At 41.6% G+C, this 19,978-nt stretch carries 11 protein-coding genes, 3 rRNA genes and 1 other annotated feature; of the genes, 12 read left to right on the top strand and 2 right to left on the bottom strand.

Going from position 1 to position 19,978, the window contains the following annotated elements:
• Window positions 1–120 precede the first annotated feature (120 nt).
• From AAJG31_RS13405 to asnB, 6 genes are all read left to right on the top strand, one after another.
• Window positions 121–1,672: ribosomal RNA gene (locus tag AAJG31_RS13405) — 16S ribosomal RNA — on the top strand.
• 181 nt (window positions 1,673–1,853) lie between these two features.
• Window positions 1,854–4,781: ribosomal RNA gene (locus AAJG31_RS13400) — 23S ribosomal RNA — on the top strand.
• A gap of 70 nt (window positions 4,782–4,851) precedes the next feature.
• Window positions 4,852–4,967, top strand: a 5S ribosomal RNA gene (gene rrf, locus AAJG31_RS13395).
• The 16S, 23S and 5S rRNA genes sit together here, the layout of an rRNA operon.
• Window positions 4,968–5,238: 271 nt before the next feature.
• Entirely contained in the window at window positions 5,239–6,702 is a 1,464-nt protein-coding gene (gene guaB / locus AAJG31_RS13390) for an IMP dehydrogenase (protein ID WP_004233999.1), read from the top strand.
• A 141-nt stretch (window positions 6,703–6,843) separates the two neighbouring features.
• Window positions 6,844–8,175, top strand: a complete 1,332-nt coding sequence (locus tag AAJG31_RS13385; protein WP_081010913.1) for a D-alanyl-D-alanine carboxypeptidase family protein — start codon at window positions 6,844–6,846, stop codon at window positions 8,173–8,175.
• A gap of 99 nt (window positions 8,176–8,274) precedes the next feature.
• Window positions 8,275–10,113, top strand: a complete 1,839-nt coding sequence (asnB, locus tag AAJG31_RS13380; RefSeq protein WP_279493549.1) for an asparagine synthase (glutamine-hydrolyzing) — start codon at window positions 8,275–8,277, stop codon at window positions 10,111–10,113.
• Window positions 10,114–10,128: 15 nt separating this feature from the next.
• Here asnB and AAJG31_RS13375 read toward each other — a convergent pair whose 3' ends face one another.
• Complete coding sequence (locus AAJG31_RS13375; RefSeq protein ID WP_279493550.1) at window positions 10,129–11,547, bottom strand: PLP-dependent aminotransferase family protein; 1,419 nt, start codon at window positions 11,545–11,547, stop codon at window positions 10,129–10,131.
• A 102-nt stretch (window positions 11,548–11,649) separates the two neighbouring features.
• On the opposite strand from AAJG31_RS13375, the gene pdxS reads away from it, so the two are divergent.
• The 6 genes from pdxS to AAJG31_RS13345 all read left to right on the top strand — a co-directional run bounded on the left by pdxS (window position 11,650) and on the right by AAJG31_RS13345 (window position 19,232).
• A complete protein-coding gene (gene pdxS, locus AAJG31_RS13370; protein ID WP_279493551.1) occupies window positions 11,650–12,534 on the top strand; it encodes a pyridoxal 5'-phosphate synthase lyase subunit PdxS in 885 nt (294 codons plus the stop codon).
• Between the two features lies 1 nt (window position 12,535).
• A complete protein-coding gene (pdxT, locus tag AAJG31_RS13365) occupies window positions 12,536–13,099 on the top strand; it encodes a pyridoxal 5'-phosphate synthase glutaminase subunit PdxT (protein WP_279493552.1) in 564 nt (187 codons plus the stop codon).
• Window positions 13,100–13,148: 49 nt separating this feature from the next.
• Window positions 13,149–13,368 (top strand) — a binding site (T-box leader).
• Window positions 13,369–13,443: 75 nt separating this feature from the next.
• Window positions 13,444–14,724, top strand: a complete 1,281-nt coding sequence (gene serS / locus AAJG31_RS13360) for a serine--tRNA ligase (RefSeq protein ID WP_048390985.1) — start codon at window positions 13,444–13,446, stop codon at window positions 14,722–14,724.
• Window positions 14,725–14,865: 141 nt separating this feature from the next.
• Entirely contained in the window at window positions 14,866–16,200 is a 1,335-nt protein-coding gene (locus tag AAJG31_RS13355) for a sigma 54-interacting transcriptional regulator (protein ID WP_279493553.1), read from the top strand.
• A 108-nt stretch (window positions 16,201–16,308) separates the two neighbouring features.
• Window positions 16,309–17,640: a branched-chain amino acid transport system II carrier protein gene (brnQ, locus tag AAJG31_RS13350; protein ID WP_279493554.1), complete on the top strand. Its 1,332-nt coding sequence runs from the start codon at window positions 16,309–16,311 to the stop codon at window positions 17,638–17,640.
• The gene (locus tag AAJG31_RS13345) at window positions 17,637–19,232 is read left to right on the top strand and encodes an amidohydrolase (RefSeq protein WP_279493555.1); all 1,596 of its coding nucleotides are present in this window, start codon (window positions 17,637–17,639) and stop codon (window positions 19,230–19,232) included. Before brnQ ends, AAJG31_RS13345 begins: the two co-directional genes overlap by 4 nt.
• Before the next feature lie 95 nt (window positions 19,233–19,327).
• Here the strand turns inward: AAJG31_RS13345 and tadA are convergent, their stop codons facing one another.
• Complete coding sequence (tadA, locus tag AAJG31_RS13340) at window positions 19,328–19,843, bottom strand: tRNA adenosine(34) deaminase TadA (RefSeq protein WP_081010911.1); 516 nt, start codon at window positions 19,841–19,843, stop codon at window positions 19,328–19,330.
• Window positions 19,844–19,978: the final 135 nt, after the last annotated feature.

Raw genomic sequence — 19,978 nt, 5'->3', positions numbered from 1 at the left:
AACTGAACAAGCAAAACGTAATCAATAAAGTTTTAAGTAGCTAGTTTTGCTAGTGAACGAAACACAATTTTGGACATCAAACATGATGCCAGCAAAACAATTTGAGCTAATCAAATTTCTTTTATGGAGAGTTTGATCCTGGCTCAGGACGAACGCTGGCGGCGTGCCTAATACATGCAAGTCGAGCGAACAGAAAAGGAGCTTGCTCCTTTGACGTTAGCGGCGGACGGGTGAGTAACACGTGGGCAACCTACCCTATAGTTTGGGATAACTCCGGGAAACCGGGGCTAATACCGAATAATCTCTTTTGCTTCATGGCAAGAGACTGAAAGACGGTTTCGGCTGTCGCTATAGGATGGGCCCGCGGCGCATTAGCTAGTTGGTGAGGTAACGGCTCACCAAGGCGACGATGCGTAGCCGACCTGAGAGGGTGATCGGCCACACTGGGACTGAGACACGGCCCAGACTCCTACGGGAGGCAGCAGTAGGGAATCTTCCACAATGGGCGAAAGCCTGATGGAGCAACGCCGCGTGAGTGAAGAAGGTTTTCGGATCGTAAAACTCTGTTGTAAGGGAAGAACAAGTACAGTAGTAACTGGCTGTACCTTGACGGTACCTTATTAGAAAGCCACGGCTAACTACGTGCCAGCAGCCGCGGTAATACGTAGGTGGCAAGCGTTGTCCGGAATTATTGGGCGTAAAGCGCGCGCAGGCGGTCCTTTAAGTCTGATGTGAAAGCCCACGGCTCAACCGTGGAGGGTCATTGGAAACTGGGGGACTTGAGTGCAGAAGAGGAAAGTGGAATTCCAAGTGTAGCGGTGAAATGCGTAGAGATTTGGAGGAACACCAGTGGCGAAGGCGACTTTCTGGTCTGTAACTGACGCTGAGGCGCGAAAGCGTGGGGAGCAAACAGGATTAGATACCCTGGTAGTCCACGCCGTAAACGATGAGTGCTAAGTGTTAGGGGGTTTCCGCCCCTTAGTGCTGCAGCTAACGCATTAAGCACTCCGCCTGGGGAGTACGGTCGCAAGACTGAAACTCAAAGGAATTGACGGGGGCCCGCACAAGCGGTGGAGCATGTGGTTTAATTCGAAGCAACGCGAAGAACCTTACCAGGTCTTGACATCCCGTTGACCACTGTAGAGATATAGTTTCCCCTTCGGGGGCAACGGTGACAGGTGGTGCATGGTTGTCGTCAGCTCGTGTCGTGAGATGTTGGGTTAAGTCCCGCAACGAGCGCAACCCTTGATCTTAGTTGCCATCATTTAGTTGGGCACTCTAAGGTGACTGCCGGTGACAAACCGGAGGAAGGTGGGGATGACGTCAAATCATCATGCCCCTTATGACCTGGGCTACACACGTGCTACAATGGACGATACAAACGGTTGCCAACTCGCGAGAGGGAGCTAATCCGATAAAGTCGTTCTCAGTTCGGATTGTAGGCTGCAACTCGCCTACATGAAGCCGGAATCGCTAGTAATCGCGGATCAGCATGCCGCGGTGAATACGTTCCCGGGCCTTGTACACACCGCCCGTCACACCACGAGAGTTTGTAACACCCGAAGTCGGTGAGGTAACCTTTTGGAGCCAGCCGCCGAAGGTGGGATAGATGATTGGGGTGAAGTCGTAACAAGGTAGCCGTATCGGAAGGTGCGGCTGGATCACCTCCTTTCTAAGGATTATTTCGGAATACAAACCTTGGGTTTGTAAGATTACGTTTTGCGTTCAGTTTTGAAGGTTCATTCTATCTGAATGAAACACTTCAAAACTTGTTCTTTGAAAACTGGATAAAACGACATTGAAATTGTAACAAACACATTTATTTTTTAAGTTTTTTATAGGCTTAATAACTTGGTTAAGTTATTAAGGGCGCACGGCGAATGCCTTGGCACTAGGAGCCGAAGAAGGACGGCACTAACACCGATATGCTTCGGGGAGCTGTAAGTGAGCTTTGATCCGGAGATTTCCGAATGGGGGAACCCACTACGTTTAATCGCGTAGTATCTTGACGTGAATACATAGCGTCTTGAAGGCAGACCCAGGGAACTGAAACATCTAAGTACCTGGAGGAAGAGAAAGAAAAATCGATTCCCTGAGTAGCGGCGAGCGAAACGGGAAGAGCCCAAACCAAGAGGCTTGCCTCTTGGGGTTGTAGGACACTCTATACGGAGTTACAAAAGAGCGAGTTAGATGAAGCGACTTGGAAAGGTCCGCCAGAGCAGGTAAAAGCCCTGTAGTCGAAAGTTCGTTCTCTCCTGAGTGGATCCTGAGTACGGCGGAACACGTGAAATTCCGTCGGAATCCGGGAGGACCATCTCCCAAGGCTAAATACTACCTAGTGACCGATAGTGAACCAGTACCGTGAGGGAAAGGTGAAAAGCACCCCGGAAGGGGAGTGAAAGAGATCCTGAAACCGTGTGCCTACAAGTAGTTAGAGCCCGTTAATGGGTGATAGCGTGCCTTTTGTAGAATGAACCGGCGAGTTACGATTACGTGCAAGGTTAAGCTTTAGAAGGCGGAGCCGCAGCGAAAGCGAGTCTGAATAGGGCGAAATAGTACGTGGTCGTAGACCCGAAACCAGGTGATCTACCCATGTCCAGGGTGAAGGTGAGGTAACACTTACTGGAGGCCCGAACCCACGCACGTTGAAAAGTGCGGGGATGAGGTGTGGGTAGCGGAGAAATTCCAATCGAACTTGGAGATAGCTGGTTCTCTCCGAAATAGCTTTAGGGCTAGCCTCGTGATGAGAATACTGGAGGTAGAGCACTGTTTGGACTAGGGGGCCATCCCGGTTTACCGAATTCAGACAAACTCCGAATGCCAGATATTTATACACGGGAGTCAGACTGCGAGTGATAAGATCCGTAGTCAAAAGGGAAACAGCCCAGACCACCAGCTAAGGTCCCAAAGTAATCGTTAAGTGGAAAAGGATGTGGCGTTGCACAGACAACCAGGATGTTGGCTTAGAAGCAGCCATCATTTAAAGAGTGCGTAATAGCTCACTGGTCGAGTGACGCTGCGCCGAAAATGTATCGGGGCTAAACGATTCACCGAAGCTGTGGATTGACATCTACGATGTCAGTGGTAGGAGAGCGTTCTAAGTGCGTTGAAGTCAGATCGGAAGGACTGGTGGAGCGCTTAGAAGTGAGAATGCCGGTATGAGTAGCGAAAGACGGGTGAGAATCCCGTCCACCGTATGACTAAGGTTTCCTGAGGAAGGCTCGTCCGCTCAGGGTTAGTCGGGACCTAAGCCGAGGCCGATAGGCGTAGGCGATGGACAACAGGTTGATATTCCTGTACCACCTCCTCACCGTTTGAGAAATGGGGGGACGCAGTAGGATAGGGTAAGCGCGCCGTTGGTTGTGCGCGTCCAAGCAGTAAGGCGTGTGTGTAGGCAAATCCGCACACTGTAACGTTGAGCTGTGATGGCGAGTCCGTATGGACGAAGTTCCTGATTTCACACTGCCAAGAAAAGCCTCTATCGAGGTGAGAGGTGCCCGTACCGCAAACCGACACAGGTAGTCGAGGAGAGAATCCTAAGGTGTGCGAGAGAACTCTCGTTAAGGAACTCGGCAAAATGACCCCGTAACTTCGGGAGAAGGGGTGCTCTTGAGCGTGCAAGCGCATGAGAGCCGCAGTGAATAGGCCCAGGCGACTGTTTAGCAAAAACACAGGTCTCTGCAAAACCGTAAGGTGACGTATAGGGGCTGACGCCTGCCCGGTGCTGGAAGGTTAAGAGGAGTGGTTAGCGCAAGCGAAGCTGCGAATTGAAGCCCCAGTAAACGGCGGCCGTAACTATAACGGTCCTAAGGTAGCGAAATTCCTTGTCGGGTAAGTTCCGACCCGCACGAAAGGCGTAACGATCTGGGCACTGTCTCAACGAGAGACTCGGTGAAATTATAGTACCTGTGAAGATGCAGGTTACCCGCGACAGGACGGAAAGACCCCGTGGAGCTTTACTGTAGCCTGATATTGAATTTTGGTACAACTTGTACAGGATAGGTAGGAGCCAGAGATCTCGGAGCGCCAGCTTCGAAGGAGGCGTCGGTGGGATACTACCCTGGTTGTATTGAAATTCTAACCCATGCCCCTTAGCGGGGCAGGAGACAGTGTCAGGTGGACAGTTTGACTGGGGCGGTCGCCTCCTAAAAGGTAACGGAGGCGCCCAAAGGTTCCCTCAGAATGGTTGGAAATCATTCGTAGAGTGTAAAGGCACAAGGGAGCTTGACTGCGAGACCTACAAGTCGAGCAGGGTCGAAAGACGGGCTTAGTGATCCGGTGGTTCCGCATGGAAGGGCCATCGCTCAACGGATAAAAGCTACCCCGGGGATAACAGGCTTATCTCCCCCAAGAGTCCACATCGACGGGGAGGTTTGGCACCTCGATGTCGGCTCATCGCATCCTGGGGCTGTAGTCGGTCCCAAGGGTTGGGCTGTTCGCCCATTAAAGCGGTACGCGAGCTGGGTTCAGAACGTCGTGAGACAGTTCGGTCCCTATCCGTCGTGGGCGTAGGAAATTTGAGAGGAGCTGTCCTTAGTACGAGAGGACCGGGATGGACACACCGCTGGTGTACCAGTTGTCTTGCCAAAGGCATCGCTGGGTAGCTATGTGTGGACGGGATAAGTGCTGAAAGCATCTAAGCATGAAGCCCCCCTCAAGATGAGATTTCCCATTACGCAAGTAAGTAAGATCCCTCAAAGACGATGAGGTAGATAGGTTCGAGGTGGAAGTGTGGTGACACATGGAGCTGACGAATACTAATCGATCGAGGACTTAACCAAAAAAGTTTGAAACATTCAATGCACCGTTTATCCAGTTTTGAAAGAATAAATCTTTCAATTAAATAAAAAGTCTAGTGATGATGGCAAAGAGGTCACACCCGTTCCCATACCGAACACGGAAGTTAAGCTCTTTAGCGCCGATGGTAGTTGGGGGCTTCCCCCTGTGAGAGTAGGACGTCGCTAGGCAATAAAACAGTCAGCTGTATGCTGGCTGTTTTTTTACTTTCTCTTTTGATAACTTTTAACTCTACTAAAGAGATTGTTCAAAAGTGTTTTCTGAATTTAAAAAATGCAAATAAATGCCTCGAAAATGTAGTTAATTATTTGTATTGTTTATCTTAATTGTTATTTGTTAAAAATCTGAATTGTCTTTCTTTTATAAGTTCCTTGACAGTAGCAGTCCACGTTGTTAATCTTACAATTAATATTCTTTTAACTATAGGAGGAAGTTACGAAAATGTGGGAGACTAAATTTGCCAAAGAAGGTTTAACTTTTGATGATGTATTATTAGTACCAGCTCATTCCGAAGTACTACCGAAAGATGTTGATTTATCTGTTCAATTAACACCAAAGATTAAATTAAACATCCCAATGGTCAGCGCAGGTATGGATACAGTTACAGAGTCTAAAATGGCGATTGCTATGGCACGTCAAGGCGGTATCGGTATTATCCATAAAAACATGGGGATTGATGAGCAAGCTGAACAAGTAGAAAAAGTAAAACGTTCTGAAAATGGTGTTATTACAAACCCATTCTTCTTAACTCCGACACATCAAGTTTTCGATGCTGAGCATCTAATGGGTAAATACCGAATCTCTGGTGTTCCTATTGTTGATAGTATGGAAAATCAAAAGCTAGTAGGGATTATTACAAACCGTGATTTACGTTTTATCTCTGACTACTCTTTAAAAATTGAAGATGTAATGACGAAAGAAGATTTGATTACAGCACCAGTGGGAACGACTTTAGAGGATGCTGAAAAAATTCTTCAACAATATAAAATCGAAAAGCTTCCAATTGTAGATGAAGAAGGTAGATTAACTGGACTAATTACAATTAAGGATATCGAGAAAGTGATTGAATTCCCGAATGCTGCGAAAGATACACATGGCCGTTTATTAGTAGGCGCGGCAGTTGGTGTATCAAAAGATACGATGGTACGTATTGAGAAGCTTGTTGAAGCACAAGTTGACATTGTTGTAATCGATACGGCCCATGGTCATTCAGAAGGCGTATTACAAACAATTCGCTCAATCCGTGAGACTTACCCTGAGCTAGAAATCATCGCTGGTAATGTTGCTACAGGAGAAGGCGCACGTGCATTATTTGAAGCAGGAGCAGATGTTGTTAAAGTAGGTATCGGTCCTGGTTCTATTTGTACTACACGTGTTGTAGCAGGTGTAGGTGTACCACAAATTACAGCAGTATATGATTGTGCTACAGTAGCTCGTGAGCTAGGTAAAACAATAATTGCTGATGGTGGTATTAAATACTCTGGTGATATCGTAAAAGCTCTAGCAGCTGGAGGCAACGTTGTAATGCTTGGTTCTCTTCTAGCAGGTACATCTGAATCTCCTGGAGAAACAGAAATCTTCCAAGGACGTCGCTTTAAAGTTTATCGTGGTATGGGTTCTATCGGCGCAATGGAAAAAGGTTCTAAAGATCGTTACTTCCAAGAGGATGCAAAAAAATTAGTACCTGAAGGTATTGAAGGCCGTCTTCCTTATAAAGGACCATTAGCTGATACAATCTACCAACTGATTGGTGGTATTCGGGCTGGTATGGGTTATTGTGGAGCTCCACATCTTGAGCACCTACGCGAGAATGCACAATTTGTTAGAATGACAGGTGCTGGCCTTCGTGAATCACATCCACATGATGTACAGATTACAAAAGAATCACCAAACTATTCCATGTAATATATTACTTGCAACTTTTATGCTTTCGCATCGTCTACAAAGATGGCGCGAGAGCATTTTTTTATGGTAGAGAGTCAACACGTTTGTTGTTATCTATGATAAAATGTCGAGGACAAGATTATTTTTTGGAGGGCTTTAAAGGTGAAAAAGAAAATGAACACCGTATTACGCTTACTCCTAATTCCTGTTTTATTATTTAGTATTTTTGCAGGTATTCCTGCAAAGGCAAATGCGGAAACAGATTTAGGATTAACAGTGGATGCTGCGATTTTAATTGATGCAGATTCAGGGAAAATTTTATTTGAACAAAATGCAGATACTTCACTAGGTATTGCAAGTATGACAAAGATGATGACTGAATACCTGTTATTGGACGCGATTGATGCAGGGAAAGTTAAATGGGATCAAGAATATCACGTAACAGATTATACGTATCGTATGTCTCAAAATCGTGCATTAAGTAATGTACCTTTACGTAGAGATGGCTCTTATACGATTCGTGAGTTATATGAGGCAATGGCAATCTATTCAGCAAATGCAGCAACCGTAGCTATTGCTGAAACGATCGCAGGTTCTGAAACTGAATTTTTAAAGTTAATGAATAAAAAAGCAGAAGAACTTGGTTTAGAGGGCTATAAATTTGTCAACTCTACTGGTCTTAATAATGCTGATTTATTTGGTATGCATCCATCAGGCACAGGCCCAGAAGATGAGAATGTGATGCCTGCAAAATCTGTAGCAAAATTAGCATATCATTTATTAAAAGATCACCCAAAGGTATTAGAAACATCTAAAATTGCAAAAAAGACATTCCGTGAAGGAACAGAAGATGCAATTAAAATGTCTAACTGGAACTTTATGTTACCGGGGTTAGTGTATGAATATCAAGGTGTAGATGGATTAAAGACAGGTACAACAAACTTTGCAGGTCACTGCTTCACAGGTACTGCAGAGCGCAATGGTACTCGTTTGATTGCAGTTGTAATGAAAGCTGTTGATGCAAATGGACAAGGGTCCTATGAAGCTCGCTTTGATGCCACAGCGAAATTATTTAACTACGGCTTTTCACAATTCTCAAAGCAAGAAATTTTACCAGGGAACTATACATTCAAAGATCAAAAAACAGTTAAAGTGACAAAAGGTAAAGAAGACAAAGTATCGATTGCAGTAAAAGAACCAATTTCATTTATGATTAAGTCTTCTGATAAAGACTTATATAAACCTACATTGGTTTTAGATAAAAAGAGTTTAGAGGCAGACGTTAAAAAAGGCACTGTTGTAGGAAAGGTCGTTATTGAACGCACAGAAGGCACAGATTACGGCTTTATCGATGGCAAGGATATTTCATCCGATGTTGTCACAACAGAGGCTGTAGAGCGTGCTAGCGGTATCTCATTGTTCTTCCAAGGTGTAGGTAACTTCTTCGGTAATTTATGGGGAGGCATTACAGACTTTGTTGGTGGATTGTTTTAATATTTAAATACGAGCACATGAATGCACTTAAGCATTCATGTGCTTTTTCACATTTTTACACGCTATAGCATACGCTAATAGGCGAAAGGATGTGGCTAAATGTGTGGCATTACAGGCTGGGCTAGTTTTCAAAAGGACTTAAGAACAAGTGACACAATATTAAAATCGATGACGCAAACATTAAATAAGAGAGGGCCAGATGATGAAAATATTTGGTGTAGTGAGCATATTGCATTTGGCCATCGACGGTTGGCTGTTATTGATTTAATCGGTGGCAAACAGCCAATGAAAAAAATCCATGATGGTTTGAACTATGTCATTACATATAATGGCGAACTTTATAATACAGAGGAGCTACGTAAGGAACTTCAAAAAAGAGGGTACAGCTTTACAACACAATCAGATACTGAAGTACTATTAACTGCCTATATTGAATGGAAAGAGCAGTGTGTAGAATTTCTAAATGGTATTTTTGCCTTCGGTGTTTGGGATGAGCAAACACAGTCTTTATTTTTGTGTCGAGACCGACTAGGCGTAAAACCATTGTATTATACAGAGCAACAAGAAGGTGTACTTTTTGCATCTGAGGTGAAGGCTCTGCTAGCACACCCCACGGTTCAAGCATGTGTAAACGTTGAAGGGTTGGCAAGTATGATGGCTGTAGGACCTTCTAGAGCGCCAGGTAAAACCCTTTTTCAAAATATTGAAGAATTACGACCTGGCTATGCTATGCGATTCTCTAGAGAAGAAGGTTTAAGAAAGTGGCCGTATTGGCAACTACAAAGCCGTAGACATGAAGAAACATTAGGAGAAACAATTGAACATGTTGGTTTTTTGTTAACGGATGCTATAGAACGTCAGCTAGTTTCGGATGTACCCATTTGTACGTTTCTTTCAGGAGGACTAGATTCCAGTATTATTACAGGCATTGCAGCAAATAGATTCCAACAGCAAAACCATCAATTGCATACGTATTCTATTGATTATGAAGATAATGAGCGCTTCTTTAACCCACATTCTTTCCAGACCTCCACGGATACGTACTGGATTCAAAAAATGACAGAAACTTTCAAGACAGCTCACCACGCAGAGGAAATCACTCAGCAACAGTTAATTGATTTATTAGTGGAATCGGTCATTGTTCGTGATTCCCCAGGTATGGCAGATGTAGATTCTTCGTTATTATGGTTTTGTCGTGAAATAAAAAGGGAATTTACTGTAGCGCTATCAGGAGAGTGTGCAGATGAAATTTTTGGTGGTTATCCATGGTTTAAAGATAGGACTACTGGTTTCCCTTGGATCCGTTCATTGTCTGAAAGAAGTGCATTACTCCAAGAGAAGTGGAACAAAAAATTAAAAATTGAAGCCTATGCACAACAACTATATACACAAACAATAGCTGAAGTTCCTTTGCTAGATGGAGAAGGTCTAGCAGAGGCAAAGCATCGTGAAATGTCCTACTTAAATATGCTATGGTTTATGCAAACATTATTAGAGCGGAAGGATCGTATGAGTATGGGGGCAAGTTTAGAGGTACGTGTCCCTTTTGCAGATCATCGGCTTGTAGAATATGCCTGGAATATTCCGTGGGAAATGAAGAATTTAGATGGAATAGAAAAAGGATTACTTCGAAAATCAATGGCACATCTATTGCCGAATGAAGTGTTATATCGTAAAAAAAATCCTTATCCAAAAACATATCATCCTATCTATACAGCAGGAGTGCAAAAATGGTTGAAGGAAATTCTACATGATAAAAATTCAATTTTGCATGAACTATTTGAACGACAAAAGCTTGCGGAGTTAATTGAATCGGGAGGTAGCTCTTTTAAGGTTCCGTGGTATGGGCAATTAATGGCAGGTCCCCAGCTTTTAGCTTATCTAGGGCAAATTCATACTTGGTTTGAGCATTATCAAATTCAATTAATTGAGACTTAATATAAAACGACCCATCTACGTAGATGGGTCATTTTTTTGTATACTCCAGCAATCCATCAACTGCTCAATGGATGATTCGATTGCTTGTACGGGAATCCCTCCAAAACCTAATAAAAATTGAGCTTGTGAAGATTCATAATGATCTAGTCTATAGGCTGATAATGGATAAATACCGATTTCTGCTTGAGACGCGAGCTGTTGTAATTGTTTTTCTGAAAATGTGTGTTGAACCTCTAATAAAATATGCATACCCGCTTGTTCACCAGTAATGTTAATGGATGATGAATATTTTTCTAAAATAGAAGTTAGTTTATCATGTTTTTTACGATAAATTTTACGCATACGATTGAGATGCTTTGCAAAATGCCCATCACCCATAAAATTTGCTACAATATGCTGATCAAAACGAGGCACCGTTGATGAATAATAATTAAAGACATCGTTATAAGTAGCAAGTAGTTTAGGTGGAAGTACAAAATAAGCTACTCGCAAGGATGGCATTAAAGATTTAGTAAAAGTACTCATGTAAATAACTTTATCGTTTCGATCTAATGCATGTAGGGCAGGAATTGGTTTTCCAGCATAACGAAATTCCGAATCATAATCATCCTCAATAATATAACGAGAGGTGCTTTGTGCCGCCCAATTTAAAGCTTGTGCTCGTCTTGTAGCAGATAATACAGCCCCAGTTGGGAATTGATGTGAGGGTGTAATATACACAACATTAGCATTTGTTTTTTCGAGATCATGAATAATTATGCCCTCTTCATCAACTGCAATCGGATAAACTTTTCGTTTATGCTGCGAAAACATTCGATGGACGGCAGGGTATCCCGGGTTTTCTAATGCAAAGCTGGTGTCCTCATTAAAAAGACGGAGAATCATAGGGAGGAGCTGCTCCGTCCCTGAACCAATAACAATTTGTTCAGGGTGGCATACAACACCACGGGATTGATATAAATAATTAGCAATCTCTGTGCGTAAAGACAGTTCACCTTGTGGTTCCCCTGTTAATAATAGCTCCTTTGAGGTATCGTCAAAAAGCTCTTTTGCATACTTTCTCCATGTTTGAAATGGAAAAGCATCGATATCAATAGATCCTGGATTAAAATCGATTTTGTAAGACTTTTTCTTAGGATATTCATTAATGGACGCCATAGTATCTTGTTGAATGTAGGGCAGTTCATCTATTTCTTCTACAAAATAGCCAATACGTGATTTGGACATAATATAGCCTTCAGCTAAAAGCTGAGCATAGGCAATTTCAATTGTTGTTTGGGAAATGTTTAAAAAATCAGCTAATTTTCTTTTTGAAGGCAGTTTTTCTCCTACAGTTATTTTTTTAGAAATAATAGCTTCTTTAATACCGTTATAAAGCTGATCATAAAGCGGTTTATCACTATCTCTTTCAAGCTGGAATAAAAGCATATCCATGATCTGGAACCTCCTGACCCTATAAATATTTTAAAAACTGGATATTTTGATATGGTCAATTTCTATTATACTAAACTTCATCATAAAGGTGGAGGTTAGAAAATGAAACAAACAGGTACAGAGCTAGTAAAGCGTGGAATGGCAGAAATGCAAAAAGGCGGCGTCATTATGGATGTCATTAATGCAGAGCAAGCAAAAATTGCAGAAGCTGCAGGTGCTGTAGCAGTTATGGCATTAGAAAGAGTACCGTCAGATATTCGGAAAGCAGGTGGCGTTGCACGCATGGCCGATCCTCGTATTGTTGAGGGAGTGATGGGGGCTGTAACTATTCCTGTGATGGCCAAAGCACGTATTGGTCATATTGTTGAAGCACGTGTCTTAGAAGCAATGGGTGTTGATTATATTGATGAAAGTGAAGTTTTAACACCAGCTGATGAAGAATACCATTTATTAAAAAGTGAATACACAGTACCGTTTGTGTGTGGCTGTCGTGATTTAGGAGAGGCAACCCGTCGTATCGGGGAAGGTGCCTCGATGTTACGAACTAAAGGTGAACCAGGTACAGGGAATATTGTGGAGGCCGTTCGCCATATTCGTAAAGTAAATGCACAGGTTCGTAAAGTCGTAGGAATGACAGAGGATGAATTAATGACAGAGGCGAAATTACTAGGAGCTCCTTTCGAGTTATTAAGAGAAATTAAACGTCTTGGTCGTTTACCAGTAGTAAACTTCGCAGCAGGAGGAGTGGCAACGCCTGCTGATGCAGCCTTAATGATGGAACTTGGAGCTGATGGCGTTTTCGTTGGTTCAGGTATTTTTAAATCTGAGAACCCTGAAAAATTTGCACGTGCCATTGTAGAGGCGACTACTCATTATAAAGACTATCAGCTTATTGCGGAAATATCAAAAGAGCTCGGAGTGCCAATGAAGGGGATTGATATTGCACAGCTTGGACACAACGAGCGTATGCAAGAGCGAGGTTGGTAGCATGAAGCGAATTGGTGTATTAGCATTACAAGGAGCAGTTCGTGAGCATATACAAATGTTAGAAGCTCTTGGTTGTGAAGCAATTCAAGTAAAACAAAGAAAGGATTTAGGAAACCTAGATGGACTTGTGTTACCAGGTGGAGAAAGCACTACAATGAGAAAATTGCTGGATCGATTTGATCTGCTAGAGCCAATTCGTGGACTTGCTCAGCAAGGATTACCGATGCTTGGTACATGTGCGGGAGTAATTTTATTAGCCAAGGATCTAATTGAAGATGAACCACATTTGGCTGTGATGGACGTGACTGTAGCAAGAAACTCGTATGGACGTCAGGTGGATAGCTTCGAAGTACAACTAGATATTCCTAAAGTAGGTGTAGGGATTCCAGCAGTATTTATTCGTGCACCTCATATTGAAGCGGTAGGTAAAGGTGTTGAAATTCTTGCACAACATGAAGGGAAAATAATCTTGGCACAAGATGGCCATTTATTGGGTTGTTCGTTTCATCCCGAATTAACAGAGGATACACGAATTCTTGAATATTTTGTAACCTCTATGGTATGACTTGCAAAATTTGTTTTCATATAGTACAGTATGTTTAAATTTTAAATAACTGAACACGATGATGGGAAGTAGTAGCAAGCACGTTTTTTTTAGAGAGTCAGCGGTTGGTGGAAGCTGATAAAAGCACTTGTGAATCCGTCCTGGAGTTGCACAGTCGAAGTGAATGAAGTAGGCTGTAGCCGGCTGAAATGCCGTTATGAAATAAGTGGACTAGGCAGAAATATGTCTAGTCAATTAGGGTGGCAACGCGGGTAGCTCTCGTCCCTTTTTAGGGATGAGGGCTTTTTTGTGTTCATTTCGCTGCAACGATTTTCCATCATGAAGAAACTATTGGAGGTATGAAGATGTTAGATATTAAACGCGTCCGTGAGAATTTCACGGAAATTAAAGAGATGTTATTAACACGTAATGAGGACTTGGGAAACTTAGATGACTTTGAAGACTTAGATGCAAAACGTCGTGAATTGATTGCCAAAACAGAAGAATTAAAAGCAGAACGCAATAAAGTATCTGAACAAATCTCAGTTATGAAACGCAACAAAGAAAATGCTGATGAAGTCATTGCTCGTATGCGTCAGGTTGGCGATGAAATTAAAGAATTAGATGTACAATTAAATGATGTTGAAGAGCGCTTTAAAGATATGATGATGCGTTTACCAAACATCCCACATGAATCTGTACCAGTAGGCACAACAGAGGATGACAATGTTGAAGAATATACGTGGGGTGAAATTCCGACATTTGATTTTGATATTAAAGCACACTGGGACCTTGCAACGGATTTAAAAATTGTAGACTTTGAACGCGGCGCGAAAGTAACAGGTAGCCGTTTCTTATTCTATCGTGGTCTTGGTGCTCGTTTAGAACGAGCATTAATGACATTCATGATGGATTTACATGCAGAGGAGCATGGTTACGAGGAAATGCTACCACCTGTCATTGTTAATCGAGATAGCCTAACAGGTACAGGGCAACTTCCGAAATTTGAGGAAGATGTATTCAAATTAGAGGAAACAGATTATTTTATGATTCCAACTGCAGAAGTACCAGTAACGAACTTCTATCGAGATGAGATTTTACCGGCTGAAGCTTTACCACAAGGCTTTGCAGCGTATAGTGCTTGCTTCCGTTCAGAAGCGGGATCTGCAGGTCGTGATACACGTGGTTTAATTCGTCAACACCAGTTCAATAAAGTAGAATTAGTTCGTTTTGTAAAACCAGAGGAGTCATACGAACAATTAGAGCTACTAACAAGTCATGCAGAAAAAGTATTACAATTACTAGGCTTACCATATCGTAAGTTAAAAATGTGTACAGCTGATTTAGGTTTTACTGCAGCGAAAAAATATGATTTAGAAGTTTGGATTCCTGCACAAAACATGTACCGTGAAATTTCTTCTTGCTCTAACTTTGAGGATTTCCAGGCACGACGAGCAAATATCCGCTTCCGTCGTGAGCCAAATGCAAAACCAGAATATGTGCATACATTAAACGGCTCAGGTCTTGCCATTGGTCGTACAGTTGCTGCTCTTCTAGAAAACTACCAACAAGCTGATGGCAGCGTAGTAATTCCTGAAGTTTTAAGACCTTATATGGGCGGTAAAGAAGTAATCGCACCAAAATAAACGACAGATAAAGCTATTTTAGACAATTCCTTTATGGATGTTCTAAAATAGCTTTTTTGTGTTGCTAAAATTGAAATCTCTCATAATTTTTGAAAATTCGTTATAATGGGTAATATTCATGGGGACAAGGGGGAGAAATTCATGGAATTGCAACAATTTGCACAGGCTTTCAGTGAATTTGATAATGTTTTAATTACAGATGATAAAGGCTGTGCAATCTTTTATGATTTAGCAGATTTAAATATATTATTGGAAATCGGCTTAACACCAGATGAATTTTTTCACAGCACAGTGACTGATAATTATCAAAATTTATCACCTGAGACAAGTACTGTTTTTCAAGTCATACAAACAGGGCAGCCAGTTTTATACTATGAACAACAACTGACAACATTGAACGGTTTTAGTTATTTATCACTGAGTTCGACCTATCCCATTATGGAGCATGGAAAAGCCATTGGTGCCATTGAATTTTCAAAACATTTTTATGAAACTAAGCAAATTAAATACTTAGATAATTTCCTGGGACATAAATTATATCGAGATAATCATACAACCTATCGTTTAGAGGATTACATTACAACAAACGCCGAAATGAAAACTCAACTTGAAAAGGCACGTCGTAGTGCTCAAAAAAGTGCACCAGTTTTACTAACTGGGGAAACTGGAACTGGGAAAGATATAATCGCACAAGGCATACACAATGAAAGTGAACGCTATACAAAGCCGTTTATTACTTTGAACTGCTCAACATTAACAGAGGATAATATATTTACTCAGCTATACGGCTCGGGCAATGAAGCAAAAAGTGGAAAGTTACAGGAGGCTAATGGAGGGACGCTACTCATTGACCACCTTAATTTATTGGATATATCTTTGCAGGCGAAACTTTTACATGCGGTAGATATAAAAGTGTTAAATGGTGAGCCCTTGGATATACGGTATATTACTACTGTCAATGAAGATGTGGACAAACTATTAGCTGAAAAAAGGCTACGCGAGGACTTATTTTATCGCTTAAATGTTCTTCAAATTGATTTGCCACCGCTAAGATTAAGGAAGGAAGATATTCCACTTATCCTTGATTTTTATATACAATTTTACAATGAACATACACTACAGAAAAATATAAGCTATTGTAATGAAGTAATTCAGTTATTTTATGCCTATCATTGGCCGGGGAATGTGCGTGAACTAAAAAATGCCCTTGAATCGGCATATAATAATTTGCTTGGGGATGAAATACTTGTTGAACATGTTCCAGAGAGGATTAAAAAAAATGTTCAACATTCAACTCAATCGATCATGCAAAACAACCAATCTGGGCATTTACGAGATTTAACGGAAGCCTACGAGCGTCTAATTATAGCGGAAAAGTTGCGTGAAACTGATGGACGATTAGCGGAAACAGCTAGACGTTTAGGTATTTCTCGTCAATTACTAAAATATAAGTGTTTAAAATATGAATTGTTGTAAAAAAATTTTTACAAAAAGGGGATAAAAATTTATCTCCTTTTTTTGTGTTATTAAATTTTTTATTATTTAGATAAATCTTCTGTAAACGATTATAAAGGGGTTGAGGATATGTCTAAAGTTGTGCAGCATACGATAATCGTGGGGCTAGCCTTATTTGCTATATTTTTTGGTGCTGGGAATTTAATATTTCCGCCTTCCATAGGAAATAGTGCAGGGGAATCATGGATCTCCGCTCTGATGGGCTTTAGCTTAACGGGTGTTATTTTACCTGTGCTTGCGGTGTATGCAATTTATAATACTGGGGGAACTGTGGAAGCGCTCACAAGACCAATCGGAAATTGGTTTTATAAAGCCTTTAATACGGTCATGATGGTTTGTATTGGGATGATTGTCACAATACCGAGGATGTCAGCGACAACTCATGAATTAGGAGTATCACAAATTATTCCGAACGTACCTTTAATTGTGTCAGTATTAGCATTTTTCGCGATTTGCTTTTACTTTGCGATGGACCAATCAAATGTGATCGATAAGATTGGCAAATGGTTGACGCCTGTTCTTGTTCTTATACTTATTATCCTCATTGGTAAAGGGGTATTAGACCCAATAGGAGCGGCAATTAATACAGGAGCAGAAAGGGTTTTTGCCAACTCCATAATAGCAGCCTATCAAACAGGAGATGTGGGAACAGGTATTCTTTGTGCGCCAATCTTTTTAGCAGCAATAGTTGGCTATGGCTATAAAGGGAAACAATCTAAAAAGGTCGCGCTTGGTGGAATGGCTATTGCTGCAATAGGGTTAATTGCAGTATATGGTGGCCTGCTCTATTTAGGGGCTACAAGTAGTGGCATCATCACAAAACCTGGCAGTGATACAGAACTATTAGCGGGCATTGCCTTTAGTGTCATTGGTAATTTGGGTAAAGCGTTACTAGCTATATGTGTTGTTTTTGCCTGCTTAACATCAGCGATTGGTGTCATGGTCATATCCTCACAGTTTTTAAATGAACTAACAAAAGAGAAGCTTGGCTATAGAACGTGGGTCTTTATTATGTGTGTAGTAGGCGCAACTATTGGCTCCTTAGGTGTAGGTGCCATCGTCGAAATTACATTGCCGATTTTCTTGGTAATTTATCCAGTCATTATTGTACTTGTGCTACTGGGAGCCTTTGATCGTTTTGTACCAAATGCAGGAGCCTATAAAGGAACTGTGCTATTTGCATTTCTAGTAAGCGTCGTTGAAACATTTGCTAGCTATGAAATTACGATACCTGGTGTGACACAGTTGGTCATGCATTTACCATTGCAGTCTAGTGGATTTGCTTGGATTATGCCATCTATTGTTGGCTTTATTATCGGTACTATTTTGCATAAGGTGCTGAAAGCAGAAGATCCTGAAAAATCTACTTTTGGTATAGAAGAAATAGGAGTTGAAAAATGATGCAAATTATTTGTAACGCAAAGATATATACAGCAGATACTATTCAGCCATCTGCAACTGCTATGGTAATCGAAGGAAGAAAGATACTTTGGATTGGACAACAGGAAGATTTACCCCCCTATCAGGGAGAAATAATAGATGTACAAGGAAAGGTCATTATTCCTGGGATTATTGACGCTCATATGCATCCGATTATGTTAGCGGATGTTATGGAACAAGTGGCTTGTTTACCTCCATATATTTATTCTATTGAGGATATAATTAATGCATTAGCAAACTGTGATGCAAGTCAGCGGGGATGGCTATTAGGCTGGGGCTATGATGAAGGGAAACTAAAGGAAAAAAGAGCGCCTTTAAAAGAGGACTTAGACCGTGCCTCTACAGAGTTACCTGTCATTGTTATGCGTACATGTGGTCATATTATATCGGTTAATAGTAAAGCATTAGCAATCGCAGGTATTACGAAGGATACGCTTGATCCACAGGGTGGACAAATCGATCGGGATGAAAATGGAGAACCTACAGGCGTACTGCGTGAAAATGCACGTAATCTAGTACTACAGCATTTACCTACACCATCTGAAGAAGAGATTGTCAAAAGGCTCCTAAAGCTATCACAAACTTTGGCATCCTATGGTGTAACAAGTATTACAGAATTAATGGCCACGGTAGCACCAATTGATTATTTAGGCCTGTATCGTAAAGCCCGAGAAAAAGGTTTTAAGCAACGCGTAGCAGTTTATTATATCTGGGAAGATATTCAACGATATGAGCTGTTGACAGCAAATACTATTGATCGTTCTGCAGGAGCCTATATCGGAGGCATTAAGCTATTTTCGGATGGCAGTGTTTCAGGCCGTACAGCACTTGTTTCTGAGCCATTTTTGGGAAGTGATGAAAAAGGCATAGCGATGACTTCGAAAGAGGAGCTGCTAGCGGCTGCTGCGGTAGCAAAAGAATATGGTATTCAATTAGTGGTTCATGCAATGGGGGACAGAGCCATTGATCTAATTGTCGACACATTTTATGAGGAAAAGGCTTGGTTAACAGATGCACCGTCTGTTCGTATTGAGCATGCAGCCATGCCATCTAAAAGTGCCTTGCAAAAAGCTGCTGAATGGGGGATAGGCTTTGTGCCACAACCCATCTTCTTATTTTGTGAAATTGAGAGTTATTTAGAGAATCTAGGGCTAGAAAAAACACAGACATTATATGGTGTACAAACATTTCTCAAGAGGGGGATTGCGACAGCGCTCTCTTCAGATGCGCCTGCTACATCATGGGCAGAAGCGGCTAATCCCTTTGTTACGATACAAGCAGCTGTTACACGAACAGCCTATGATGGAACAGATTTAGGTACCGCAGAAAAAATCTCTGTAGAGGAGGCATTACAGCTATACACAGTTGATGCCAAGACGATGATTCGTATGGAGAACGTTGGTCAGTTAAAAGAGGGCTATGAAGCTAATTTTGTTGTACTAACAGACGATTTGTTGACGCTTTCACATAACCAGCTTATGCATGTAAAACCATTCGCTACATATATCGAAGGAGAATGTGTTTTTACACAATCCACTATTCAAGCTCAATAAATTAGTTATGAAGATGGTCGCTGCTACGACATATTTCATATATATCGCCATTCCCTTAAATATTAAAGAAGGTGTCTCATTAGGAGGCACCTTCTTTAAAGACCATTTACATCGTTGGAAGCTAATCGTGCTTTTTTCTCAGCTTTTTTACGGTCTCGTAATGCCTTAAAAAAGTCTGTTAAAATTTGACCACATTCCTCGGCTAAAATCCCTTCTGTTACATCACATTCATGATTAAAGCGTTCATCATTTAATAAATGGTAAAGAGAATCTACACAGCCAGCTTTTTGATCTCTTGCCCCATAAACAACTCGGGGTACACGTGATTGGAGAATGGCTCCTGCACACATTGGACAAGGCTCCAATGTAACATAAAGAGTAGTATCCTCCAGTCGCCAACTCCCTATTTTTTTGCAGGCTTCTTGAATCACTAACAGCTCCGCATGTGTTGTTGCATTTTGCGTTGTTTCTCTTAAATTATGCGCACGTGCAATGATTTTTCCTTCATAAACAAGTACTGCACCAATTGGTACTTCCCCAAGTAATGCAGCCTGTTGAGCTTCCTCTAATGCTTGTTTCATAAATAAACGATCTGCGTCAAAAATATCCACTCATATCTCTCCTTAACAGTAGTGTAGCGTGCTGAATTGGTAATTGCTACTTTTAACTTCTTTTCGGATGTTATATTCATCTAAAATCATTGCAGCCATGCGTAAGCGATTGATATGTAATATGTCGAAGCATAA

Origin of the sequence: Lysinibacillus sp. BS3 (assembly GCF_039614735.1) — a bacterium.
Lineage (GTDB): Bacteria > Bacillota > Bacilli > Bacillales_A > Planococcaceae > Lysinibacillus > Lysinibacillus capsici.
This window is presented reverse-complemented; position numbering and strand designations above follow the sequence as displayed.